The organism is Pseudomonas sp. GM49 (assembly GCF_000282355.1).
GTDB lineage: Bacteria > Pseudomonadota > Gammaproteobacteria > Pseudomonadales > Pseudomonadaceae > Aquipseudomonas.
In genome coordinates, this window is sequence record NZ_AKJL01000116.1 from 1 (window position 1) to 24,047 (window position 24,047).

Annotated in this window: 28 protein-coding genes and 2 pseudogenes; 13 read left to right on the plus strand and 17 right to left on the minus strand. The window is 60.1% G+C overall.

The window, feature by feature from the left end; all coding sequences use genetic code 11:
• From PMI29_RS17555 to PMI29_RS17545, 3 genes are all read right to left on the minus strand, one after another.
• The coding region (locus tag PMI29_RS17555; protein ID WP_007997085.1) for an SOS response-associated peptidase at positions 1 to 453 on the minus strand (453 nt) is incomplete at its 3' end.
• Between the two features lie 35 nt (positions 454 to 488).
• Positions 489 to 749 (minus strand): putative signal transducing protein, encoded by a 261-nt coding sequence (locus PMI29_RS17550; protein ID WP_007997086.1) that lies wholly within the window; start codon positions 747 to 749, stop codon positions 489 to 491.
• A gap of 9 nt (positions 750 to 758) precedes the next feature.
• On the minus strand, positions 759 to 941 hold the full coding sequence (locus tag PMI29_RS17545; RefSeq protein ID WP_007981317.1) for a CPXCG motif-containing cysteine-rich protein: 183 nt from the start codon (positions 939 to 941) through the stop codon (positions 759 to 761).
• A gap of 139 nt (positions 942 to 1,080) precedes the next feature.
• Here PMI29_RS17545 and PMI29_RS17540 point away from each other — a divergent pair, with 139 nt between their 5' ends.
• Positions 1,081 to 2,247 carry a 1-acyl-sn-glycerol-3-phosphate acyltransferase gene (locus tag PMI29_RS17540; RefSeq protein ID WP_033052285.1) on the plus strand — a complete coding sequence of 389 codons (1,167 nt, stop codon included), beginning with the start codon at positions 1,081 to 1,083 and terminating at the stop codon, positions 2,245 to 2,247.
• A gap of 80 nt (positions 2,248 to 2,327) precedes the next feature.
• Here the strand turns inward: PMI29_RS17540 and PMI29_RS17535 are convergent, their stop codons facing one another.
• Complete coding sequence (locus PMI29_RS17535) at positions 2,328 to 2,606, minus strand: hypothetical protein (protein WP_007997088.1); 279 nt, start codon at positions 2,604 to 2,606, stop codon at positions 2,328 to 2,330.
• A gap of 190 nt (positions 2,607 to 2,796) precedes the next feature.
• On the opposite strand from PMI29_RS17535, the gene PMI29_RS0130040 reads away from it, so the two are divergent.
• Positions 2,797 to 3,003 (plus strand): hypothetical protein, encoded by a 207-nt coding sequence (locus tag PMI29_RS0130040; RefSeq protein WP_033052291.1) that lies wholly within the window; start codon positions 2,797 to 2,799, stop codon positions 3,001 to 3,003.
• 118 nt (positions 3,004 to 3,121) lie between these two features.
• Here PMI29_RS0130040 and PMI29_RS17530 read toward each other — a convergent pair whose 3' ends face one another.
• On the minus strand, positions 3,122 to 3,706 hold the full coding sequence (locus tag PMI29_RS17530) for a YajG family lipoprotein (RefSeq protein ID WP_007981326.1): 585 nt from the start codon (positions 3,704 to 3,706) through the stop codon (positions 3,122 to 3,124).
• Positions 3,707 to 3,911: 205 nt separating this feature from the next.
• Here PMI29_RS17530 and PMI29_RS17525 point away from each other — a divergent pair, with 205 nt between their 5' ends.
• Positions 3,912 to 4,151 (plus strand): hypothetical protein, encoded by a 240-nt coding sequence (locus PMI29_RS17525; protein WP_007997090.1) that lies wholly within the window; start codon positions 3,912 to 3,914, stop codon positions 4,149 to 4,151.
• A 740-nt stretch (positions 4,152 to 4,891) separates the two neighbouring features.
• Complete coding sequence (mqo, locus tag PMI29_RS17520; protein ID WP_007997091.1) at positions 4,892 to 6,400, plus strand: malate dehydrogenase (quinone); 1,509 nt, start codon at positions 4,892 to 4,894, stop codon at positions 6,398 to 6,400.
• Between the two features lie 66 nt (positions 6,401 to 6,466).
• Here the strand turns inward: mqo and PMI29_RS17515 are convergent, their stop codons facing one another.
• From PMI29_RS17515 to PMI29_RS17500, 4 genes are all read right to left on the minus strand, one after another.
• A complete protein-coding gene (locus tag PMI29_RS17515; RefSeq protein WP_007997092.1) occupies positions 6,467 to 6,754 on the minus strand; it encodes a PA4642 family protein in 288 nt (95 codons plus the stop codon).
• Positions 6,755 to 6,816: 62 nt separating this feature from the next.
• Positions 6,817 to 7,302 (minus strand): hypothetical protein, encoded by a 486-nt coding sequence (locus tag PMI29_RS17510; protein WP_007981334.1) that lies wholly within the window; start codon positions 7,300 to 7,302, stop codon positions 6,817 to 6,819.
• A gap of 167 nt (positions 7,303 to 7,469) precedes the next feature.
• Positions 7,470 to 7,943, minus strand: a complete 474-nt coding sequence (locus tag PMI29_RS17505) for a WbuC family cupin fold metalloprotein (protein WP_007997093.1) — start codon at positions 7,941 to 7,943, stop codon at positions 7,470 to 7,472.
• Between the two features lie 3 nt (positions 7,944 to 7,946).
• A complete protein-coding gene (locus PMI29_RS17500; RefSeq protein WP_007981338.1) occupies positions 7,947 to 8,504 on the minus strand; it encodes a hypoxanthine-guanine phosphoribosyltransferase in 558 nt (185 codons plus the stop codon).
• A gap of 164 nt (positions 8,505 to 8,668) precedes the next feature.
• Between PMI29_RS17500 and upp the strand changes: the two genes are divergently transcribed.
• Both upp and PMI29_RS17490 read left to right on the plus strand, forming a co-directional pair.
• Positions 8,669 to 9,307, plus strand: a complete 639-nt coding sequence (gene upp / locus PMI29_RS17495) for a uracil phosphoribosyltransferase (RefSeq protein ID WP_007997094.1) — start codon at positions 8,669 to 8,671, stop codon at positions 9,305 to 9,307.
• Positions 9,308 to 9,309: 2 nt separating this feature from the next.
• Positions 9,310 to 10,584 (plus strand): uracil-xanthine permease family protein, encoded by a 1,275-nt coding sequence (locus PMI29_RS17490; RefSeq protein ID WP_007997095.1) that lies wholly within the window; start codon positions 9,310 to 9,312, stop codon positions 10,582 to 10,584.
• A gap of 178 nt (positions 10,585 to 10,762) precedes the next feature.
• Here PMI29_RS17490 and hemH read toward each other — a convergent pair whose 3' ends face one another.
• Together hemH and PMI29_RS17480 are read right to left on the minus strand one after the other, a co-directional pair.
• Positions 10,763 to 11,785, minus strand: a complete 1,023-nt coding sequence (hemH, locus tag PMI29_RS17485) for a ferrochelatase (RefSeq protein WP_007997096.1) — start codon at positions 11,783 to 11,785, stop codon at positions 10,763 to 10,765.
• 13 nt (positions 11,786 to 11,798) lie between these two features.
• Entirely contained in the window at positions 11,799 to 12,701 is a 903-nt protein-coding gene (locus PMI29_RS17480; RefSeq protein ID WP_007997098.1) for a TIGR01777 family oxidoreductase, read from the minus strand.
• Between the two features lie 196 nt (positions 12,702 to 12,897).
• Between PMI29_RS17480 and PMI29_RS17475 the strand changes: the two genes are divergently transcribed.
• From PMI29_RS17475 to PMI29_RS17450, 7 genes and pseudogenes are all read left to right on the plus strand, one after another.
• Positions 12,898 to 13,884, plus strand: coding sequence for an NAD(P)/FAD-dependent oxidoreductase (locus PMI29_RS17475; protein ID WP_007997100.1), 987 nt, complete (start codon positions 12,898 to 12,900; stop codon positions 13,882 to 13,884).
• 196 nt (positions 13,885 to 14,080) lie between these two features.
• Positions 14,081 to 14,623, plus strand: a pseudogene (locus PMI29_RS17470) (YbgA family protein); the annotation flags it as partial.
• Positions 14,623 to 15,564, plus strand: a complete 942-nt coding sequence (locus tag PMI29_RS17465; protein WP_007997103.1) for a MerR family transcriptional regulator — start codon at positions 14,623 to 14,625, stop codon at positions 15,562 to 15,564. The pseudogene PMI29_RS17470 and the gene PMI29_RS17465, both read left to right, overlap by 1 nt.
• 21 nt (positions 15,565 to 15,585) lie before the next feature.
• Positions 15,586 to 17,028 (plus strand): deoxyribodipyrimidine photo-lyase, encoded by a 1,443-nt coding sequence (gene phrB, locus PMI29_RS17460; RefSeq protein WP_007997104.1) that lies wholly within the window; start codon positions 15,586 to 15,588, stop codon positions 17,026 to 17,028.
• A 5-nt stretch (positions 17,029 to 17,033) separates the two neighbouring features.
• A pseudogene (locus tag PMI29_RS31020) lies at positions 17,034 to 17,129 on the plus strand (transcriptional regulator); the annotation flags it as partial.
• A complete protein-coding gene (locus tag PMI29_RS17455; protein ID WP_007997107.1) occupies positions 17,126 to 17,908 on the plus strand; it encodes an SDR family NAD(P)-dependent oxidoreductase in 783 nt (260 codons plus the stop codon). The pseudogene PMI29_RS31020 and the gene PMI29_RS17455, both read left to right, overlap by 4 nt.
• A 98-nt stretch (positions 17,909 to 18,006) precedes the next feature.
• Complete coding sequence (locus tag PMI29_RS17450) at positions 18,007 to 18,312, plus strand: YkgJ family cysteine cluster protein (RefSeq protein WP_007981864.1); 306 nt, start codon at positions 18,007 to 18,009, stop codon at positions 18,310 to 18,312.
• Positions 18,313 to 18,443: 131 nt separating this feature from the next.
• Here the strand turns inward: PMI29_RS17450 and PMI29_RS17445 are convergent, their stop codons facing one another.
• From PMI29_RS17445 to hemA, 6 genes are all read right to left on the minus strand, one after another.
• On the minus strand, positions 18,444 to 18,962 hold the full coding sequence (locus PMI29_RS17445; protein ID WP_007997109.1) for an acyloxyacyl hydrolase: 519 nt from the start codon (positions 18,960 to 18,962) through the stop codon (positions 18,444 to 18,446).
• Between the two features lie 124 nt (positions 18,963 to 19,086).
• Complete coding sequence (murI, locus tag PMI29_RS17440; RefSeq protein ID WP_007997110.1) at positions 19,087 to 19,878, minus strand: glutamate racemase; 792 nt, start codon at positions 19,876 to 19,878, stop codon at positions 19,087 to 19,089.
• Positions 19,871 to 20,626: a molybdopterin-synthase adenylyltransferase MoeB gene (locus PMI29_RS17435; RefSeq protein ID WP_007997111.1), complete on the minus strand. Its 756-nt coding sequence runs from the start codon at positions 20,624 to 20,626 to the stop codon at positions 19,871 to 19,873. The genes murI and PMI29_RS17435 overlap by 8 nt, the downstream gene beginning before the upstream one ends.
• The gene (prmC, locus tag PMI29_RS17430) at positions 20,620 to 21,450 is read right to left on the minus strand and encodes a peptide chain release factor N(5)-glutamine methyltransferase (RefSeq protein ID WP_007973878.1); all 831 of its coding nucleotides are present in this window, start codon (positions 21,448 to 21,450) and stop codon (positions 20,620 to 20,622) included. Before prmC ends, PMI29_RS17435 begins: the two co-directional genes overlap by 7 nt.
• Positions 21,451 to 22,533 carry a peptide chain release factor 1 gene (prfA, locus tag PMI29_RS17425; RefSeq protein WP_007981853.1) on the minus strand — a complete coding sequence of 361 codons (1,083 nt, stop codon included), beginning with the start codon at positions 22,531 to 22,533 and terminating at the stop codon, positions 21,451 to 21,453.
• Positions 22,530 to 23,819: a glutamyl-tRNA reductase gene (gene hemA, locus PMI29_RS17420; RefSeq protein ID WP_007997113.1), complete on the minus strand. Its 1,290-nt coding sequence runs from the start codon at positions 23,817 to 23,819 to the stop codon at positions 22,530 to 22,532. Before hemA ends, prfA begins: the two co-directional genes overlap by 4 nt.
• Positions 23,820 to 24,047: the final 228 nt, after the last annotated feature.

A 24,047-nucleotide genomic window follows, 5' to 3' on the forward strand; every position in this document is an offset into this window, starting at 1 on the left:
CCGCCGCTGGCTTGCCGCCGGTTGGGTAATCACGGCGGTACTCAGCCAAACCTGCTCCTGTACCGGATAGGCCTCCCAGATCGCCGCAAAAAACAATGACGAGCCCTCCCCCGGTGTCAGCCAGTACGGGCGCTTGCGCGTCGTGCCGCGCCATTCATAGAAACCATTGGCCGGCAATAGGCAGCGGCGCAAGCGCAGGGCTTCGCGGAACATCGGTTGTTCGGCAACGGTTTCGGCGCGGGCATGGGCCGGGGTGCGGGACAGATCGGTCAGCCAGGGTGGCGTCAGGCCCCAACGGGCGCGGGCCAGCGTGCGTTGGCCGTCAGGCCCGGCCCGCAGCATCAACACCGAATCATTGGGGGAAATGTTCCACTGCGCCTGCTGGTCGGCGGGAAAACCGGGCAGCGCCGCGAAAGCGGGATTCCAGCGAAACAGGGCATAACGTCCACACATGGGGCAACACGACTCTTGATCAAACGAACGCCAGCCTAACAGACCAGCGTGCCGGGAAAGCTGTCCGGTTCATCGCCGGACAGCGGCAGCGCGGCATTGTACGCGGTGATCAGCTCGCGGGCGTATTCGGCCTGGTCGTTATCGACCGACAGCCCGAGCAGGCCATAGATCGGCAACTCGCCGCTGCCACCGAGCAAATCACGGCCCACCAGATGCGCCTCGATACCTTCGCTGGCGAGCATGCCTTGCAGCAACTCGCCTTCCATCAGGTTTTCCGGATCGTAGATGCGCTGCATACACGCCCCTCATTCGTTTTCACTGAACACTTCGAGATGCCATTCCTCTCCATGAACCTGCAACACGAAGGTTATCGGCCGGCAGCACACCTGGCAGTCTTCAATGTAGGTCTGATCGCCACCGGACAAATCCAGCGTCGTCTCGACTTCCTCACCACAATACGGACATTCATACTGCGCAGTTTCCAGCATCGCGGTCTCCTAGGTGACTTGTGCGTATAATCGCCGGTCTATTTGCAGGGCTATTTTTGTCTGGCTACTTTTTCAGACCGTGCCCCGCCGGTTTTCGATGAGAACCTTTACTTACCCTAGCCGTTTCTAACAAGAGAGCATGATGGGCGAATTCGATGCCATCCGACCTTACGACGACAGTGAAGTCCCGGCAGTGCTGGCACGACTGCTCGGCGACAAGGCGTTTCTAGATATCCTCACCCACTTTCGCTTCCCGCGTTTCGCCGGCGCTTTAGGCTGGGCACTCAAACCTCTTATAGCCCATCGGCTGCGCCGTGAGTTTGCCGGCATTAACTCCGTGGCCACGCTGCAGGACAAAGTCGAGCATTACGTCGACCATACCATTGAGCGCGCCACCGACGGTGTTACTTATACCGGTGTGGAGCAATTCAAGTCCGGCAGTGCCTACCTGTTCATCGCCAACCACCGCGACATCGTGATGGACCCGGCCTTCGTCAACTACGCCGTGTACCACGCCGGCCTGCCGACCCCGCGCATCGCGATTGGCGACAATCTGTTGCAAAAGCCTTTCGTCAGCGACCTGATGCGCCTGAACAAGAGCTTCATCGTGCACCGCTCGATCAGCGGTCGCCGGGAAAAAATGGCGGCCTATCAATTGCTTTCGGCGTACATCAATCATTCGATCCGCAACGATTGCGCCTCGATCTGGATCGCCCAGGCCGAGGGCCGCGCCAAGGATGGTGACGACCGTACCGAATCGGCGATCCTCAAGATGTTCCACATGAGCCGCAAGGACGAGCCGTTCGGCGAAGTCATTCAGTCGCTGAACCTGACCCCGGTGTCGATCAGCTACGAATACGACCCGTGCGATCAGGCCAAGGCCCGCGAGCTGTACATCCGCGCCACTACCGGCAGCTACACCAAGGTGCCGGGTGAGGATGACGTGAGCATCGCCAAGGGCATCACCGGTTACAAGGGCCGGGTGCATGTGAACTTTGCCGCGCCGATCACTGAACTGTTCGAAGACACCAAGCAATTGGCGGTCGAGATGGACAGGCAAATCCTCAGCGGATACCGCTTGTTCCCGGTGCACTACCTGGCTTACGCGCAGTGGAAAGACGCCGATCCGCAGTTGCAGGTGCCGAAAGCGGCCGAGGTGTTCCCGGCCGAGGAACTTGCCAAGGCCCAGGAAGAATGGCAACGCCGCCTGGACGCCTGCCCGGAAGAGCATCGTCCATTCCTGGTGCTGCAATATGCGACGCCGGTGCGCAATCAGTACCGGGTGAAGGCTGGCTTACCGCTTTAAGCGGTTTCAACCAGATGCAAAAACGGCGCCCTCGAGGCGCCGCTTTTGTATCGGTTCACCACGGGTTATGCGCTTGGACTTCAGACTTGCGTGCTGATCCACGACACCAGCAGCGCCATCCCCATGCAGGCAAAGCCGAAGATGTAGAAAAACCGGTTCATGCGCAAGGTCGCCCAATCCAGGGTGGGCTCTACGTTGGGGCTGCTCTGGCGCTGCGCCTGCAAACTGGCCATCGCACGCAGTTCACGACGACGGGTGGAGTGCAGCAACCAGCCGCCCGGGAAGGCAAAGAGCAAAGCCAGCAGATTGATCAATTTGGCGGGATGGGCGGTAAACAGCGTCATCAAGTGCAGCGACATCACATACCTCAAGTAAAACAGGTGGCAGGTGCCGGACCGGCGACCGCGGCGCGGATTCTACCGAAAGCCTGCGCCCCTGCCCTCTGTTTCCGACAAATAACGAAGCAATTGATCAATGGCTGTCCTGAGTCACGGCTTCGTCATCTGTATCGGCGACCATGCGCACCTCGAAACCGACACGGACTACGTCATGCTCCACGCCGAAAACCAGGATCGTCTTTACCTCATCACCCCCAGCGAAGAGCAACAAGCCCTCGTCGGCAGCCTCGCCTTCAATGTTCAGGACCGCCATTGGCTGGTGTATTGCGCACTCGGTGGCCACCAGCATGCGGATTTGCCGGAAGCGGATTTGCTGACGGGCGTGAGCGTGCTGGATTTTTACTCGCAAGCCGCCTGATACCGATCTGTAGGAGCGAGTTTGCTCGCGATGGACTTGAGGGGCCGCGGGGAATCAGATTTCCCGCGTAATCGTTAACGACCATCGCGAGCAAGCTCGCTCCTACAGTGGGCTCGCATTACTCGCCGAGAATCTGCCCCACGGTCGGGTCCTTGAACAGGCGGGTCAATGCATCGCTCAGCACATCGCTGACCAGTTTGGTGTTGGTTTCCTGGTTCGGCGCCATACCGAAGCGCTGGTCCAGGGACGAACCATAACGGCCGCTGTAGCGACGGTTGGCGTTCTGTACATCGGAGCGGAATGTCGCGCCGATGGTGGCTTCAGTCACGTACAGGCCTTCCTTGGGCGACTGGTACTTCAACTCTGTCAGGGTCACGGTCAGTTGCGGTGCATTCATGGCATTGTTCGTCGGGGTAAAGCCCAACAGACGCACGGCGGCTTCAGCCTGGGCCTGCAGCTTCGGCAGGATCTGCGCGCCCTGCACGGTAATCGCGCTGGTCTCCGGATACAGACCACCACGGGTGCCCAGTGTCGGCGACGGACGACCGTCCACGACACGCACCACGACGGGCTGGCCATGGCCGACCGGGGCCAACTGGGCGGTCAGCTTGGGTTCCGGGCTCAGTTGTTGCGGGCTGTGCGCGCAGCCAACCAGGGTCAAACTGGTCACAGTGATCAAACCGAACAACAGGCGTTGCAACATGCTCTTCTCTCCAGAATCAGGCACAAACAGGCCCGCAGTATAGCGGTGCGCCACTGTGGGGAACCAGCACCTCACGGTGTTTGATGAAATCTCTGACAACCCTTTGGAAAGGCAGTTCTTGTCACACAGTTGTCACCGCCCATACACTTGCACGTAATGGCTTGCGATTATCGTTTTCTTCAGAAAACCAACAAGGTACTCCACCATGCGGCATCTGATCTCTCTGTTCGCGCCACGCCCGCTGCATCGCTGCTTCGCCCTGCTCGACCGCAACGGCCACTGCCAGGCCTTCAAGCAGTGCAGCCTCCAGCCCATGGGCGATGGTTGGGTTGAAATCGAAGAGATCCGCCTGAACTGGCTGAATCAGCCGTTGCCTGCCGGCGCCCGCATCGTTTCGCAACAGCACCAGTCACGCTCGCGTGCACAGCAACTGATGACGACCTGACCAAACACCTAATAAAAGTCATTAAACACGACCATTTCCCTGCGTTTCTTAGATACAATCTCCCCCCGATTATAAGGACGTCTCCTGATCGGGCCTCGCAGCATCGTCAATACGCTTGTGTTGACACCCCGCACCGCCCACAGAGAGCCGCCCACACAGATCGAGTGAAGCTGGCGCGCTTGCTGTTTTGTTGAGCAAAACCTCCACTTTTCGCGAATCTGCAGAGCTGTCATTACGCTCGGTCACTGAGCTTTTTGCCCGTTTTGCCTGCCCTGCATCCCATGGCGGCAATCCATCCGGGCACGGTGCCAGGCTGGGACAGCCCTTTTTGAGGTTCACGTCTTCAAAAGAGCGTGAAAAAAACGGGTTTTCACAACTTCACAAGAGTGTGGCGAGCAAATGAATAGTTTTGCGTCTGAACATGCACCATTAGCGTCTACAACAGCCCAACGACACAGGACCGAGTATTCCTCGAACACCGGAGCCTGAAGCCTGTCCGCTACGGATTTGGTTGCACAAACGGATGTATCGACCATAAGTCGAATTGCCAGTCGCACGTTGAAATGAGTTCATATGGCTCTTATTAGACCCGGCAGGTAGCGTCCGTCGAAGTTGCGATAAATTGCGAAGATTCGGACATGGCGATCCTGCCATGGGTACCTGGGGCAACACTGACACGCCCCGTCACTCCTGGCAGCCATGCCGACAATTTGGTGCTGCAGATTTTGGAGACGCGTTAAATGGCGCATAACGAAGCAGTCGACGTAGTACTGGTTGGGGCCGGCATCATGAGTGCCACCCTGGCGGTGCTGCTCAAAGAGCTCGACCCCGCGATCAAGCTGGAAGTCGTCGAGTTGATGGATTCCGGTGCCGCGGAGAGTTCCAACCCGTGGAACAACGCCGGTACCGGTCACGCCGGGCTGTGTGAGCTCAACTACACGCCGCAGGCAGCCGATGGCGCCGTCGACATCAAGAAAGCCGTGCACATCAACACCCAGTTTGAGGTGTCGAAGCAGTTCTGGTCGTACCTGACCAAAAAAGGCACGTTCGGCTCGTGCAAATCGTTTATCAGCCCGGTGCCACACCTGAGTTTCGTGCAGGGCGACAGCGGCGTGTCCTTCCTCAAGGAACGCTTCAAGGTGCTGAGCAAGCACCACGCCTTCGCCGACATGGAATACACCGAAGACAAGGCCAAAATGGCCGAGTGGATGCCGCTGATGATGCCTGGCCGCGATCCTGGCGAAACCCTCGCCGCGACCCGCGTGATCAATGGCACCGACGTCAACTTCGGCGCCCTGACCAACCAGTTGCTCAAGCACCTGACCAGCGCACCCGATGCCCAGGTCAAGTACTGCAAGCGCGTGACCGGCCTCAAGCGCAGCAACGGCGGCTGGACTGTCAGCATCAAGGACGTCAACAGCGGCAACACCCGTGAAGTCGACGCCAAGTTTGTCTTCCTTGGCGCTGGCGGCGCGGCGCTGCCGCTGCTGCAGGCCTCGGGCATCGAAGAGAGCAAAGGCTTCGGCGGTTTCCCGATCAGTGGCCAATGGCTGCGCTGCGACAACCCGGAAGTGGTCAAGCACCACCAGGCCAAGGTGTACAGCCAGGCTGCCGTAGGTTCGCCGCCAATGTCCGTGCCGCACCTGGACACCCGCGTGGTCGATGGCAAGAAGTCCCTGCTGTTCGGACCTTACGCCGGCTTCACCACCAAGTTCCTCAAGCACGGTTCCTTCATGGACCTGCCGATGTCGGTTCGTGCCGGCAACATCGGTCCGATGCTGGCCGTGGCGAAAAACAACATGGACCTGACCAAGTACCTGGTCAGCGAAGTGATGCAGTCGATGGAGCAGCGCCTGGAATCCCTGCGTCGCTTCTACCCTGAAGCGAAAGCCGAAGACTGGCGCCTGGAAGTGGCCGGCCAACGGGTGCAGATCATCAAGAAAGACCCGAAAAAAGGCGGCATCCTGCAATTTGGTACCGAACTGGTCGCGGCCAAGGACGGTTCCCTGGCGGCACTGCTCGGCGCTTCGCCTGGTGCCTCGGTGACCGTATCGATCATGCTGGAACTGATCGAGAAATGCTTCCCGGGCAAAGCCAAAGGCGAATGGGCCAGCAAACTGGCCGAAATCTTCCCGGCCCGTGAAAAGGTTCTGGAAACCGACGCTGCGTTGTATCGCAAGATCAACACGCAGAACAACGTTGCCCTGGAACTGGTTGAAGCCAGCAGCGAGACCGAAAGCTACGCTTGATTCGGCGCCATGAAAAACGCCCCGTTCTTACTGAGAGCGGGGCGTTTTTTTATGGCTGAAATTGAATCAGCCGCGAACTTTTTCGATCAGCTCAATGTAATCCGGCGCGTTGCGCTGATCCTTGATCAGGGCAACGAAGTCATTACCGTGCTCATCCTTGCCATTTACGTCGTAACCCGCTTCGACGAAGAACGTCAGGAAACGCTCGAAATCGTCGATGCGCAGGCCACGGTAGGCCTTGACCAGTTTGTGCAGGGACGGAGAAGTCGCGTCGACCGGTTCGAAATCGAGGAACAACCTGATCTGCTCATCGCCGATCTCGTCACCAATCACTTGTTTTTTATCTTTACGCATTGCCGACTCCAGCTCGCAGACATTACACGGGCGGGCAGTTTACCCCCGCTCAGGTACAGGGCTCAACGCGGACGAGTGCTGCCGGTGTGCAGATCGGCCCAGACATGGCCATTGGCGTAGCTGAGAAACTGGCAATACACCGTGTCATTGCGCAACAAATCGATCACCACCCGGTATTGCGCCAGCGGGTAATAGAGGGTCAGGGTTTTGCTCGGCTCGTCGTAAACCGGTTTCTTCAGGCTTTTGCTTTCACCATCGAAATTGACCAGCACCTGACTGATGGTGGCGCCCTTGTTCAGCGATTTGCCCTTGAGACGAATCAGCAACGGCGACGTGACCGGAATCGGCTGTTGATTGGATTGGCGCTGAGCACCGACCACTACCGAATAATCGGTGACCTGCATCAGTTGCTGCTGTTCGGGATCAGCATCGCGCAGAGTGAGATCGTCCGGTGGCAGGAATTGACTGTGCATGGGCGCCGGCGCGGCGGCAAGGGGCAGGCTGAGGGTCAGCAACAGGGCGGCGCAGCAACGGATGGAACGGCTCATGGCAGGCTCCGGAATCGGGGCCGAGCACTCTAGCATGGGCAAGCACAGGAAACCCTGTGGGAGCGGGCTTGCTCCGGGCGGCGTTCCGACGAAAGCGGTGTGTCAGTCGCATTGAAGTTGACTGACACTCCCTCTTCGCGAGCAAGCCCGCTCCCACAAGTTGAACATCAGTCGAACTGCGCGCGCATCCAGGCCTGATACTCGGCAACACCGGGCTCGCCTTCGCGCGGCGCCCAATGCGCCAGCTCACCTTCACCGACCGGACGATAAGGACCGGCCTTGCATTCGAACATCAGGCTGTCGGCCTCCAGCACCACCAAACCATGGAACACACCGGTTGGCAGGTCCACGCCGACACAGTCGCCACCGGCCTCAAGCACGGTCTTGCTCAGCACCGTACCGGTCTCGTCAAAGATCAGCACGCCCAGCCGGCCTTTGAGGACCAACAGGGTTTCGGCCTTGTTGTCGCCCAAATGCCGGTGAGGCGGGATATACGTGGACGGCTGCAACCCCACCGCCATGCGATGGCAAGCGTCTTCCATCTGATGGAAATTGTGATGCTGGCGCCCGCGAGGATTGGCCGCGGCTTTCCCGGCCAGCTCGGCGAACAAGGTCTGATCCAGAAAACGCGGCGTATCCATGTCTTACATTCCTTTAACGGCGAAAATCCCGTTGGCATTACGCCAGTAGCCTTTGTAGTCCATACCGTAACCGAAGATGTAGCGGTCGATGCACGGCAGACCGACGAAATCGGCCTTGAGGTCAGGACGGGCCTTGCGGTCGTGGTCTTTGTCGATCAGCACGGCGGTGTGCACTTTACGTGCACCAGCGTGTTTGCAGAAGTCGATGATCGCGCCCAGGGTGTGACCTTCGTCGAGGATGTCGTCGATGATCAGCACATCACGGTCGATAAAGGAAACTTCCGGCTTGGCTTTCCAGAACAGGTCGCCGCCGCTGGTTTCGTTGCGATAGCGGGTGGCGTGCAGGTAGGACGCTTCCAGTGGGAACTGCAGATAGGTCAGCAGCTTGCCGGAGAAAATCAGCCCGCCGTTCATCACGCAGAACACCACCGGGTTGCTGTCTGCCATTTGTTCGTTGATTTGTGCACCGACGCGGGCGATGGCCGCCTCGACTTCAGCTTCGGTGTACAGGCAGTCAGCCTCTCGCATGATTTGACGGATATGCTCGAGATCAGCGGACATGGCGCTCTCCAGGGGGTGACGGATTCGGAAAAGCGGGCAAAGGTACGCATCAACCGAGGCCAGATCAAGCCTTTGTGGACTAACGTACTGTATGTCTATAGGACAACACCCTCGGATAGATTAATCTAGGCCGGTTTTTTTGCCCGCCGCCGGAGCCTTTCCCCATGCCCATCCATGAGATCCGCCACCCGCTGATCCGTCATAAACTTGGCCTTATGCGCCGTGCAGACATCAGCACGAAGAATTTCCGTGAGCTCGCTCAGGAAGTCGGCGCCCTGCTGACCTATGAAGCTACCAAAGACCTGCCGCTGGAAGCCTACGATATCGAAGGCTGGTGCGGCACCGTATCGGTCGAGAAGATCGCCGGCAAGAAGATTACTGTAGTACCAATCCTGCGGGCCGGCATCGGCATGCTCGAAGGCGTGCTCAGCCTGATCCCGGGCGCCAAGGTCAGCGCCGTGGGTGTGGCCCGTAACGAGGAAACCCTCGAGGCCCACACCTACCTTGAGAAGCTGGTACCGGAAATCGACGAACGCCTGGCCATGATCATCGACCCGATGCTCGCCACCGGCGGCTCGATGGTTGCCACCATCGACCTGCTGAAAAAGGCCGGGTGCAAGGACATCCGCGCCATGGTGCTGGTCGCTGCGCCAGAAGGCATCGCTGCGGTCGAGAAGGCTCACCCGGACGTGATCATCTACACCGCTTCGATTGATCAAAAACTGAACGAACATGGTTACATCATCCCAGGGCTGGGCGATGCCGGTGACAAGATCTTCGGCACCAAGCAGAAGGACGCGTGACCATGCAGCAAGAGTTCAACGATCCGCTCTGGCGCACGGTGCTGTCGGGTGCACAGATGCTGTTCGTGGCCTTCGGCGCCCTGGTGTTGATGCCGCTGATTACCGGTCTCGACCCGAACGTGGCGCTATTCACGGCCGGCCTGGGGACGATCCTGTTCCAGATCGTCACCGGGCGTCAGGTGCCGGTGTTCCTGGCATCGAGCTTTGCCTTCATCACCCCGATCATTCTCGCCAAGGGCCAATTTGGTCTGGCCGCGACCATGGGCGGCGTGATGGCGGCGGGTTTCGTCTACACCTTCCTCGGCCTCGCGGTGAAGATCAAAGGCACCGGGTTCATTGACCGCCTGCTGCCGCCGGTGGTGATCGGGCCGGTGATCATCTCGATTGGCCTGGCCATGGCGCCGATTGCCGCCAACATGGCCATGGGCAAGGCCGGCGACGGCAGCGAATTGATTCATTACCAGACGGCGATGTTGATCTCGATGCCCGCGCTGCTCACCACACTGATCGTTGCGGTTTTCGGCAAGGGAATCTTCCGCCTGGTGCCGATCATCTCCGGTGTGCTGGTCGGTTTCGGCATGTCGTTCTACTTCGGCGTGGTTGATACCGCGAAGATTGCTGCGGCACCGTGGTTCGCGATTCCGAACTTCACGGCACCGGAATTCAACTGGCAGGCGATTCTGTTCATCGTTCCGGTGGCCCTGGCCCCGGCCATCGAACACATCGGCGGCGTGATTGCCGTAGGTAGCGTGACCGGTCGCGATTACCTGAAGAAGCCCGGCCTGCACCGCACCCTGCTCGGCGACGGCATAGCCACCACGGCGGCTGGTCTGTTCGGCGGCCCGCCCAACACCACCTACGCCGAAGTGACCGGCGCGGTCATGCTGACCAAGAACTACAACCCGAAAATCATGACCTGGGCGGCGATCTTCGCCATCAGTCTGGCGTTCATCGGCAAGTTCGGCGCACTGCTGCAAAGCATTCCGGTGCCGGTGATGGGCGGGATTCTGTGCCTGTTGTTCGGTTCGATTGCGGCGGTGGGAATGAACACGCTGATTCGCCACAAGATCGATCTGGGCGAGGCGCGCAATCTGGTGATTGTTTCGGTGACCCTGGTGTTCGGGATCGGCGGCGTGCTGATCGGCACTGGCACCGGGCCGGACGATTTCGGCCTCAAGGGCATCGCGCTGTGCGCGGTGGTGGCGATTGGCTTGAACCTGATCCTGCCGGGTAATGACAGCTGGAAGCACAAGAAGGCGAATGAGCCGCTGATCTAAAGCATCACACAATACCGTGTGGCGAGGGGGCTTGCCCCCGTTGGGTTGCGAAGCGACCCTAAATCCTTCGACCGCGAATCACCTGACAGACCGCGTTCGCTGGATTTACGACTGCTTCGCAGCCGAACGGGGGCAAGCCCCCTCGCCACAACAGCCCCTCAACCCACAGCTTGTATGCCTACAATGCAATCGGTGCCCTTTCACACAAAGTCGCCAACGCCCGCGCCCAATGCGGGTCATCGTTGAGGCACGGCACCAGCACCAGATCCTCGCCCCCCGCCTCGCGGAATTGTTCTTTGCCGCGATCACCGATCTCTTCCAGTGTCTCGATGCAATCGGCAACGAATGCCGGGCACATCACCAGAATCTTTTTCACGCCGCTTTTGGCCAACTCATCGAGGCGCGCTTCGGTGTAGGGTTCGATCCATTTGGCACGCCCCAGGCGCGACTGGAACGACACAGACCACTTGCCCTCCGGCAGCCCCATGCGCTTGGCGACCTCTGCCGCCGTACGCAGGCATTGGCCGCGATAACAGGTGGCGACCACCTCCGGCGGTGCCCCGGCGCAGCAATCACCGCCACCCTCGAAGCTGTGACCAGGGTTGAGCTTCTTCAGATGCCGTTCCGGCAAGCCGTGAAAGCTCATCAGCAAGTGATCGAAATCCTGCTCCAGATAGGGCCTGGTCGTGGCCGCCAGTGCATCGAGGTATTCAGGTTGATCGTAGAACGGCTGGAGCACCGACAACTGCACGTCGAGGCTCTTCTCGCGCACGACCCGTTTGGCTTCCTCTATGACCGTGGTGGTGGTGCTGTCGGCGAACTGTGGATAAAGCGGTGCCAGGGTTATCCGCTTGTGCCCCGCCGCAGCCATGCGAACCAGTGACGATTCAATCGACGGCTCACCGTAGCGCATCGCCAACTCGACCGGGCCATGCTGCCACTGGCCGGCCATGGCTTGTTGCAAGCGACGGCTGAGCACCACCAGCGGCGAGCCCTCGTCCCACCAGATCGAAGCATATGCATGGGCCGACTGCTCGGGACGCTTGATCAGGATCAGCGACACCAGCAGACGCCGCACCGGCCATGGCAGGTCGATCACGTACGGGTCCATCAGAAATTGATTGAGGTAGCTGCGCACATCCGCCACCGAGGTGGAGGCAGGTGAACCCAGGTTGACCAGAAGCAACGCGTGATCGGTCATGCAACGTCCTATTTCAAAGGCGACCGGACAGATCGTCCAGAGCCGCGCGCAAATCCGTGAACTTAAAAGTGAAACCAGCCTGTAACAAACGCACCGGGGTGGCCCGTTGGCCGCCGAGCAACAACAGCGACAACTCGCCCAACCCCACCTTCAATGCAAAGGCCGGCATCGGCATGAACGCCGGGCGATGCAGCACGCTGCCCAACGCCGTGGCAAACTCGCGGTTGCGCACCGGTTTGGGCGCGCACGCATTATAGGGACCGCTGCCTTCGTTGCGATGCAGAAGAAAATCAATCAGGGCGATTTGATCGTCGATATGAATCCAAGGCATCCACTGCCGGCCGTTGCCGATCGGCCCTCCCAGGCCCAGTTTGAACGGCAATAACAGCCGCGACAAAAAGCCGCCCTCTGCCGACAGCACCAACCCGGTTCGAATGAGGATGACGCGAATGCCCAGCGTTTCAGCCCGCTGTGCAGTCTCTTCCCAGGCGATGCATAACTGGCTGGCGAAATCTTCGCTGACTGGCCCCGAGTCCTCGGTCAGTTCGCGCTCGCCACCGTCGCCATACCAGCCGACAGCCGAACCGGAAATCAAGACCCGTGGTTTCTGCTCGCGACTTTCAAGCCACGTCAGCAAGGTTTCAGTCAGCGTGATCCGGCTGCTCCACAACAAGGCTCTACGCTTGTGAGTCCAGGGCCGGTCGGCAATCGGCGCTCCGGCCAGATTGACGATTGCATCCACCGGCTCCTGCCCCAGATCCTCCAGCCGGGCAACTCCACGCACTTGGGCACCACATGTTTTCGCGACTTTTTCAGGCTTGCGACTCCAGACTGTCAGGCGATGTCCCTGGCCCAACCAGTGCTGGCAGAGCTGACGTCCTATCAAACCAGTACCGCCGGTCAGCAATATGTGCATGACTTCTTCCTCGCGTGGCGTTTTACCTTGTCCATTAGTCTATTTTTATAAGCAGGGATCTTTGGTATCGAACAGGCTCTATGTTTAACAATAGGCCAAGCTGTCAGAACGAGAACGCTAAAAGTTATACCAAAAAACAACATTGTACAGGTTTGAACCCCGGCGTAGTCTGTACAGAAAGGCAAACGAGGCCCCTATGACTGTACCTATCGCAATCGTTGGCACCGGCATTGCCGGACTCTCCGCCGCCCAGGCCCTGACCGACCTCGGGCATGTGGTTCAACTGTTCGATAAAAGCCGCGGCAGCGGCGGGCGCATGTCGAGCAAGCGCAGCGATGCGGGTGCTCTGGACATGGGCGCGCAGTATTTCACCGCCCGTGACCGCCGCTTTGTCAACGAAGTCCAGCGCTGGCAAGCCAAGGGCTGGGTCGCCGAGTGGACGCCGCAGCTGTACACCTACCATGGCGGCCAGCTCAACCTGTCGCCGGACGAGCAGACCCGCTGGGTCGGCACGCCGCGCATGAGCGCCATCACCCGCGCCCTGCTCGGTGACCTTGAAGTGCATTTCGCCTGCCGGATCACCGAGGTCTATCGCGGTGAAGAACACTGGCACCTGCAGGACGCCGAGGGCTTCACCCACGGACCGTTCAGCCACGTGGTCATCGCAACGCCGGCCCCACAGGCCACGGCTTTGCTGGCATCAGCGCCGAAACTCGCCGGGGCCGCCGCCGGGGTGAAAATGGACCCGACCTGGGCCATCGCCCTGGCCTTCGAAACGCCCCTGGAAACACCCATGGAAGGCTGCTTCGTACAGGACAGCCCACTCGACTGGCTGGCCCGCAACCGCAGCAAACCCGGGCGCGACAACACCCTCGACACCTGGGTACTGCACGCCACCAGCGCCTGGAGTCGACAACACATCGACTTGTCCAAGGAAGCCGTGATCGAACAGTTGCATGGCGCGTTTGCCGAACTGCTGCACGACTCCATGCCCGCGCCGAGCTTCAGCCTCGCCCACCGCTGGCTCTACGCCCGCCCCGCCAGCAGTCACGAATGGGGCACCCTGGCCGATGCCGACCTGGGGCTGTATGCCTGTGGCGACTGGTGCCTGTCCGGGCGCGTCGAAGGGGCCTGGCTCAGCGGTCAGGAAGCCGCCCGCCGCTTGCATGAACACCTGCAGTAAAAGCACCAACTCGAGCACATCGCTGCTGTCGCCATGGACAGCAGCCCGCCACAAAACTTATACACAGCATTTGACTTGTACAACTTCGAACCTATGATGAAGTTATCTTGTACAGACTCGACCCTCTGCACAGGTTCAGATTCGAGGTGCTCCGATGCCCCATGCCCCCGCCAAACAGAAAATAGCCATCAACGCCTGCCTCTTTCACCCGGACTTGCCGGTGGAGGAAGACGGTCGGCTCAACGATCCAGTGCTGCGGGAAAACTTCCTCACCCGCGTGTTCGCCTACAGTGCCTGGCAGCAGCTACGCCAGGAAGGCCTGACCCGGCGCGGTCTCATTGACTTTCACTCGCGCTACAAATACCTGCTGATGGCCCACAACCCGGTGCAATACAAGACCCTGGGCCACTTGCTGGGCAACATGGGTCATACCGATCCGCAGGAACTCGGCCCCCGCTATTTCAGCGAATTGATGTCGGCGCTGAAAAAATGCGCCACCCGCCGGACCCACACCAACGTCCTGCAACACCTCAGTGGCTACCTGAAACAGGCCATCAGCCATGAAGAAAAGCAGGAAGTGCAGCACGTGATCAGCCAGTACCGCCTGGGCATCGTGCCGCTGGTGGTGCCGCTGACGCTGCTCAAACATCACTTTCGCCAACACCCCGATCCGTACATCGCACAGCAGGTCTACCTGCAACCGCACCCGGAAAACCTCAGCCTGCAAAACTCCATTTGATGAAAAAAACACTCGACACCAGCGCCCGGGAAGACCTCGGCGATGACTTTAAAAAGGCGTTGGACGAAGGCTGGCTGCCGATCCGTGAAGTGGCGCGGCTAACCGGCGTCAATGCCGTGACCCTGCGCGCCTGGGAGCGGCGCTACGGCCTGATCGTGCCGCAACGCACACCCAAGGGGCACCGGTTGTTTTCGGCCGACCATGTACAACGCATCCAGAGCATCCTCACCTGGCTCAACCGTGGCGTTGCCGTCAGCCAGGTCAAGCCATTGCTCGACACACCGCAAACCTTCAGCAAGTCCGTCGACAACGATTGGCACGCCTTGCTGCAAACGTTGCTGCAGGCGGTCAGAGGACTGCAGGAGCGCTCTCTGGATGACAGCGTCAATCAGGCGATGGCGCTGTATCCGCCGCGAACCCTGTGCGCGCAATTGCTGATGCCTTTGCTGGCCGCTCTGGAGCAACGCTGGCAAGGCCAATTCGGTGCGCAGATGGAGCGGGTGTTTTTTTGTGCCTGGCTGCGCAGCAAATTCGGAGCACGCATCTACCATAACAATCGTCAGTTGCGCACCGCGCCGCTGCTGCTGATCAACCACTCAGACCTGCCCGTGGAGCCCCATCTTTGGCTCACGGCCTGGCTGATCAGCAGTGCCGATTGCCCGGTGGAGGTCTTCGACTGGCCGCTGCCTGTCGGCGAACTGACATTGGCGGTCGAACTGCTACAACCCCGTGGCGTTCTGCTGTACTCCAGCAAGGCCATGAACCTGGTGCAACTGGCGAAACTTTTCAAAGGCGTCAGTTGCCCAAAAATGATTGCCGGACCAACGGTATGCATCCACCACGCCGAGTTATCCGCAAGTACTACCGGGATCGCTGATTTGTACCTGGCCGAGGATCCATTGTCGGCACATCAGGCACTCGTTCAGCGCGGGCTGATTTAAATGAATCGCGTGGATACCAAAATGCAATTGATCTGGCTGCGCAGCGACTTGCGCCTGAATGACAACACCGCCCTCTCGGCCGCCGCGGCTCGCGGCCCGTGCGTGGCGGTCTATCTACTGAGCCCGGAACAATGGCTGGAACACGACGATGCGCCCTGCAAAGTGGACTTCTGGCTGCGCAACCTGCGCGAGTTGAGCCGCGAATTGGGTCAACTGAACATTCCCCTGCTGATCCGCCAGGCACCTCGCTGGGATGACGCGCCAACGGTGTTGCTGAACCTGTGCCGACAGTGGCAGGTCGACGCGCTGTACCTCAACGAAGAGTACGGCATCCATGAATCCCGTCGCGATGCAGCGGTCGCCCGAACGCTAAGGGCCGAAGGCATCGAGGTTCGCCGCTACCTCGATCAGTTGCTGTTCCAGCCCGGGAGCGTGCTGACCCGGTCCGGCACTTACTTTCAGGTCTTCAGCCAGTTCCGCAAAGTCTGTTACGAACGACTTCACCACTCGCTACCCAGCCTGGTACGCGCACCGCAGAAACAAGCGCCGCTGAACATTGCCAGCGATGCGATCCCCTCGAGTGTCGACGGTTTCGCAACGCCCGGTGACAACCTGCGCAGCCTGTGGCCGGCGGGCGAAGCGCAAGCCCGAGATCGCCTCGACAGCTTTAGCGATGCGCAGATCGACCACTACCAAAGCGAACGCGATTTCCCGGCGAAGCCAGGCACCAGTCAGCTTTCGGCCTATCTCGCCGCCGGGGTGATCTCCGCTCGCCAATGCCTGCGCGCGGCCCTGCACAGCAATCAAGGCGAATTCGAAAGCGGCAACACCGGTGCCGTCACCTGGATCAACGAACTGCTGTGGCGCGAGTTCTACAAACACATCCTGGTGGGCTACCCACGGGTTTCCCGGCACCGCGCGTTTCGCCCGGAAACCGAAGCGCTAGCCTGGCGCAACGCCCCCGAAGAACTTGCCGCCTGGCAACAGGCACGCACCGGCTTGCCGATCATCGACGCCGCCATGCGCCAACTGCTGGCCACCGGCTGGATGCACAACCGCCTGCGCATGGTGGTAGCAATGTTCCTGACCAAAAACCTGCTGATCGACTGGCGCGAAGGTGAACGCTTTTTCATGCGTCACCTGATCGATGGCGACCTGGCGGCGAACAATGGTGGCTGGCAGTGGAGTTCCTCCACCGGCACCGACTCGGTGCCGTACTTCCGGATTTTCAACCCGTTGAGCCAGTCGGAAAAATTCGATCCCGAAGGCGTGTTCATCAAGCAATGGCTGCCTGAACTGGCCGGGCTGAATAAAAAACAAGTGCACAACCCCGCCAATCTCGGTGGCCTTTTCGGTGGTGTGGATTACCCCTCACCGATCGTCGACTTGAGTACCTCCCGTACGCGCGCGTTGGCGGCATTCAAAAATCTGCCGTCACGGCAATACACCGCCGTTGGGTCATGAGTGACCGCCACCGGGATCACTGCGATACCGGGGCACTGCTTAATGAACATTTACCCGTATTGGGCCGGACAATGGCCTGGCTGAAAAGGAGATTGGGATGAGCCGTACACTCTCACGACGATACTGGCTGACCGGCGCCAGCAGCGGCATCGGTGCCGCCCTGGCTGAAGAAATCCTGAAAACCGGTGCGCACCTGGCCGTCAGTTCGCGCTCGGTAGCGCAGTTGAAAGTCTTGTCGCAACGCTATCCGGGGCAGGTGCTGGTGGTGGCCGGTGACTTGACCAACAGCCAGACCGTGCGCGAAATCGGCGAGCAGATTGCCGAGGACTGGGGCTCGCTGGACTCCGTGATACTCAACGCCGGTACCTGCGAGTACGTGGACGCCAAGCAATTCGATGCATCGATTGTCGAGCATGTGGTGCGCACCAACCTGTTGGCCAGCAGCTATTGCATCGAAGCCGCCCTGCCCTTGCTGCGGGCCGGCACCGCACCGCATATGGTGGCCATGGCCAGTACGGTGACTTACCTGCCGCTGCCCAGGGCAGAAGCCTACGGCGCCTCGAAGGCCGGGCTGCGTTATCTGTTCGAATCCCTGCGTATCGACCTGGCCCCCGAAGGCATAGAGCTCACGGTGGTCAGCCCCGGGGGTTTCGAAACGCCGCTGACGGCGAACAACGACTTCCCCATGCCCTTGAGCTGGCCGGTGGAGAAAGCTGCGCGGCACATCTTCGAAAAACTCAAGGACCGCCCGCTGGAAATCGCTTTCCCGGCCGCCTTCATGGCCGCCCTCTGGCCGCTCTCCAAACTGCCGGAACAAGTGAAACTGGAGATCGGCAAGCGTATGGTGCGCAGCCAGCCACCCATCAAGGATCAACCGTAAAAATCGCCATCTCGGCAGCGGTATCCCGGACGTTTCGATACTTGAGCGTCCGTCAGACCTTTCACACAGCACCCGGCGACTGCCTTACACTGCGCGCCATGAAAACCATCCCCCATACGCAAATCGCGGAACCCGCGGTCACCTGCTCGACCTGCGCAGCCTGTTGCTGTCAGCTCGAAGTCATGCTGATCACCGATACGGGTGTACCTGAACGGTTCATCGATACCGATGACTGGGGCGGGGAAGTGATGTTGCGCCTGGACGACGGCTGGTGTGCTGCGCTGGATCGCAACACGATGATGTGCACCATCTACGAAAAACGCCCGCTGATTTGCCGGGAGTTTGAGATGGGCGCTCCGGAGTGCATCGACGAACGCCAGGGGATTTCGACGGCGTATCGTTAGTCTTGAAGCCACCCCAATACAAATGTGGGAGCGGGCTTGCTCGCGAAGGCGGTGTGTCAGACAACAAGGTGTTGAATGTTCCACCGCTTTCGCGAGCAAGCCCGCTCCCACATTTAAAACAGCGTCGATGCTTACAACGGCAACGTGTAATGCAGCGAGTAGCTTTCTACACCGTCGTTGGAACTGGCGAGCCCGGCGTTGGAATAGTGCGTCGCACGGACCCCGACTTCATGGCCGCCGTTGAAGCGCAGGCCAAAACCGAGCCGGTCTTCAAACTGGAAAGCACTGCCGATGTTGTTGTCTTCGAGTCGGGTATTGGAGAACACCGCCACGCCAATGCCCGCTTCAACGTACGGCTTGACGTTCTGGCCGGCAAATTCGTAAACGAATACCGGGGAGAACGACAGGCTGTTATTGCTCGAGGTCTTGTCGCCTTCCCAGTAGGTGTAGGCGCCACTCCAGTAACCGGTCACGCGACCGACGTCACTCTGCCACCAGCTCTGGTCCCAATCGAATTGCATGCCCAGTCGATACGTCATGGTCGAATCGCTGGTCTGACCAACCGCGAACTCCACACCTGCCGCCTGCGCGATAAAGGTGTGCCCCATTAGTGCGGCCGCAATCGCGGCCAAGCAGAATAGTCGCTTCATTAGAAACTTCCTTTTCCGAACAATTTCGTATGGTTTTTTTGTTGCTCAGCCCTGAAAAGCTATAGAAATCGGCAATTTATCAGAAGCTCACCCCAATTTTTCGTTTGATTCCCCCGGGACTTTCTTATCTGTTGAAGCTTCGCACAATGCCAGCCGTATTCCACAGTATCGGCAAGATATTTCTGAAATGAACCGGATCGGCGCTGGTCCAGAACTGCGCTTCACGGGCAGGCCCATCGGCGAGCAGTTCGCCTTCGGCCAAAAGCCGCTGGAGTTGCCGCGCGACGGCGGCACCGGTATCGATCAGGCTGATGTCCTCGGGGATCATCTGCCGGAGCATCGGCTTGAGAAAAGGGTAGTGGGTGCAGCCGAGAATCAGGGTGTCCGCGCCGGCGGCCAGCAGCGGCTCGACATACCCGGCCAATAGCTGACGCAGCTCGGGGCTACGCAGGTCGCCGTTTTCAATCAGCTCCACCAGCCCGGGACAAGGCTGGGTGATTACTTTCACGTCCGTGGCGAAGCGGTCGAGCAACGCGGCGAACTTAGCGCTCTGCAAGGTGCCGGTGGTGGCCAGCACCCCCACTACGCCGGAGCGGGTTGCGGCGGCGGCCGGCTTGACTGCCGGCTCCATACCAACGATGGGCCATTCTGGATAGTCGCGACGCAGGTCGGCGACACCGGCCACGGTCGCCGTGTTGCACGCCAGCACCAGGGCCTTGGCGCCCTGTTGCCGAAAGAATTCAGCCATCACGCTGCAACGCTGCTGGATAAACTGCGGGGTTTTCTCGCCGTAGGGAACATTCCCGCAATCGGCGACGTACAACAGAGTCTCATTGGGCAGCAAACGCTGGATCTCGGCCAGTACCGAGAGCCCGCCGACACCGGAGTCGAACACGCCAATCGGCGCTTCACGCATGTTTCGACCCACAGACGCTGCAACCCGGATCGCGCTTGACCCGCAACTCACGGAAGCGTGTACCCAAGGCATCGATCAACAGCAGGCGCCCCACCAGCGGCTCACCGAATCCGGCCAGCAACTTCAGCGCTTCGAGGGCTTGCAGACTGCCAACCAGCCCCACCAGCGGACCGACCACGCCGGCCTCGCTGCATGTCAGCTCGGCTTCGCTGCCGTGCCCATACAAACAGTGGTAGCACGGGCTCTCCGGCCGACGCGGATCGAACACCGACAGTTGCCCTTCGAGGCGAATCGCCGCGCCGCTGACCAGCGGTTTGCCGGCCGCCACGCAAGCGGCATTGACCGCTTCACGGGTGGAAAAATTGTCAGAACAATCGAGGACCAGATCTACCCCGGCCACCACGGCGGCCAGGGAATCCTCATCCAGCGCCGAACGATGGGCGACCAGTTGAATCTCGGGATTGATCGCGGTCAGGCGCTTGAGCGCCGAATCGACCTTGGTCATGCCGACGCTGTCGGTGTCGTGAATGATCTGGCGTTGCAGGTTGGTCAGGTCGACTGTGTCGAAGTCAGCCAGGTGCAACTCGCCAACGCCGGCGGCCGCCAGATACAGCGCCACTGGCGCGCCAAGGCCGCCAAGACCGACGATCAATACGCGGCTCTCCTTGAGCCGCAACTGGCCGTCGATATCTATGTGTTGCAGCAGAATCTGCCGACTGTAACGCAGCAACTCCTGATCATTCAGCACGGCAGGCGCCCCAGACTGATGCGTTGATGACCGCCCAGATCGGTGCGGCTGTGGACTTCTTCAAACCCGCGGGTCAGCAGCAAATCGCGGACCGCCTCGGCCTGATCGTAGCCATGTTCGAGCATCAGCCAACCGCCGGCGTCCAGATGATCTGGCGCCTGGGCGACGATCAGGCGCAGATCGTCGAGCCCGTCGACACCCGCCACCAGGGCGCTCGCCGGCTCGAAGCGCACATCGCCCTCGACCAGATGCGGATCGGCCGCTGCAATGTAGGGCGGATTGCTGATGATCAGTTGAAAACGCTGACCTTCCAGGGCGCTGAACCAATGACTGCTCAGTACCTTGGCGTTGTTCAGGTGCAGGCGCTGGCGATTGCGTTCGGCCAGGGCCACGGCTTCCAGCACGCGATCCACGGCCGTGACGCTCCAGGCCGGACGCTCGCTGGCCAGGGCCAGGGCAATCGCACCACTGCCGGTGCCGAGGTCGAGTACCTTGGCCGGTGTGGCCGGCAACAGTTCCAGCGCAGCTTCCACCAGCAGCTCAGTGTCGGGGCGCGGGATCAGTGTGTGCGGTGCCACTTCCAGATCCAGCTTCCAGAAACCCTGCTGGCCGAGGATATAGGCCACCGGCTCACCGCTGCGGCGGCGCTGCAAATACTCGGCGAACGTCAGCGCCGCTTCGCTCGGCACGATGCGCTCCGGCCAGGTGTGCAGGAAACTGCGGGACTTGCCCAACGCTGCCGCCAGCAGCAATTCGGCATCCAGACGCGCCGTCGGCGAGTCGGGCAGATCGGCGGCGCGCAACAAACTGGCGATGATCGTCATTTACTCACCTATCGCAGCCAGTTGATCGGCCTGGTACTCGGCCAGCAACGGCTCGATCACCGCCTCGACGCCGCCGGCGAGGATCTCGTCGAGGGAATACAAGGTCAGGTTGACCCGGTGGTCGGTGACCCGGCCCTGGGCGAAATTGTAGGTGCGAATGCGCTCGGAGCGATCACCGGAGCCGACCAGCAACTTGCGCTCGCTGGCGATGGCGTTGGCCGCGGCGGAGGTCTGCTGATCGTTCAGCTTGGCCGACAACCAGGACATCGCCCGGGCACGGTTCTTGTGCTGCGAACGCTCTTCCTGGCATTCGACCACGATGCCGGACGGCAAGTGCGTAATGCGGATCGCCGAATCGGTCTTGTTGACGTGCTGGCCACCGGCGCCGGAGGAGCGATAGGTATCGATGCGCAGGTCGGCCGGGTTGATCTCGATCGCTTCCTGTTCATCCGGCTCGGGCAATACCGCCACGGTGCAGGCCGAAGTGTGGATGCGGCCCTGGGATTCGGTCGCCGGAACCCGCTGCACACGGTGCGCGCCGGATTCGAACTTGAGCTTGCCGTAGACGTTGTCGCCCTCGACCCGGGCAATCACCTCTTTATAACCGCCGTGTTCACCCTCGTTTTCCGAGAGGATCTCCACCCGCCAGCCACGACGCTCGGCGTAACGCGAATACATGCGGAACAGGTCGCCGGAGAAAATCGCCGCCTCGTCGCCGCCGGTGCCGGCACGGATTTCGAGGAACACGTTGCGCCCGTCGTTCGGATCCTTGGGCAGCAGCATGCGTTGCAGGTCGGCTTCGAGCGTGACCAGGCGTTCCTTGGCTTCGCGAACTTCTTCCACGGCCATTTCACGCATGTCCGGGTCGCTGTCCTTGAGCAGTGCCTGGGCACCTTCGAGGTCATCCTGCACTTTCAGCAGTTCTTTATAGGCGCCCACGATCGGTTCAACTTCCGCGTACTCCTTGGAATAGGTACGGAATTTGTTCTGATCGGAAATGACCTCGCCGTCGCCCAGCAGGGCGGTCAATTCCTCGAAACGGTCCTGGAGGATATCCAGCTTATTGAGCAGTGACGCTTTCATTGCGGTTTTTTATCCGAAAAGCTATCCGATGAGCCCTCACCGAGGGCAAAGAGTTCCTGGGCCATCGCCAGCGCATCCAGGCGACCTTCGGCAGAGAGCTTTTTCAACTGCACGCTGGGTGCGTGCAACAGTTTGTTGGTGAGCCCGCGAGCCAGTTGCACCAGCACCTCTTCGGCACTGCTGCCGTTGGCCAGCATGCGCTGGGCCTTTTGCAATTCTTCGTCGCGCAGGCGTTCGCTCTGTTGGCGATAGGCCTTGAGCACGTCCACCGCCGCCAATTCACGCAGGCGGACCATGAAGTCTTCGGCACCGACCGAGACCATCTCTTCGGCGGCCTGGGCTGCACCCTGGCGGCTCTTGAGGTTCTCGGCCACCACTTCGTGGAGGTCGTCGACGCTATAGAGGTAAACATCGTCCAACTCGCCGACTTCTGGCTCGATATCGCGCGGAACGGCGATATCCACCATGAAAATCGGTTTGTGCTTGCGCAGTTTCAAGGCGCTTTCCACTGCACCTTTACCCAGGATCGGCAATTGGCTGGCGGTGGAACTGATGACGATATCGCTGCGCACCAGCTCTGCCGGAATATCCGACAACAACACCGCATGGGCGCCGAACTGTTCGGCCAGAATGCTGGCACGTTCCAGGGTGCGGTTGGCGACGACGATGCGCTTTACACCCAGGTCATGCAAATGGCGGGCGACCAGGGTGATGGTCTCGCCGGCGCCGATCAACAACGCCTGGCTGCGTTGCAGGTCGCTGAAAATCTGTTTCGCCAGGCTCACCGCGGCAAACGCCACCGACACCGGGTTCTCGCCGATGGCCGTGTCGGTGCGCACCTGTTTGGCCGCATTGAACGTGGCCTGGAACAGCCGTCCGAGCAACGGGCCGATGGTGCCGGCCTCACGGGCCACGGCATAGGCCGACTTCATCTGGCCGAGAATCTGCGGTTCGCCCAACACCAGCGAGTCGAGCCCGGAAGCGACCCGCATCATGTGACGAACTGCCGCATCATCTTCATGCACATAGGCGCTTTCGCGCAGCTCCTCGAAGCTCAAATGATGATATTCGGCCAGCCAGTGCAGCACGGTGTCCGCCGACAGGTGATCCTGTTCTATATAGAGTTCACTGCGATTGCAGGTGGAGAGGATCGCAGCTTCGCGGCTGTCGGTGAGTCGGCAGAGCTGCTGCAAGGCCTCAACCAGCTGCTCAGGGGTAAAAGCCACGCGCTCGCGGACGTCTACTGAAGCAGTCTTGTGGTTAATACCGAGTGCAAGGAAGGCCATTCAAAGTCGCTGATGGTGACGTGAAGCCGACAATTGTCCTACTTCGACGGAATCAGAACAACTACTCGATATCTATCGCTCCGGTAGGCAACGCCGACGTTGCGAGCGGTTCTCGTTTACAAGGCAGCCAGGCGTTGCCGGATCCACCGTGCGGGTAAATTGGCGGGCCGGTTATGTTTGGCCGAAAGCTTGTGTCATGATGATCCGACCGCAGGTTAGTCGTCCTCC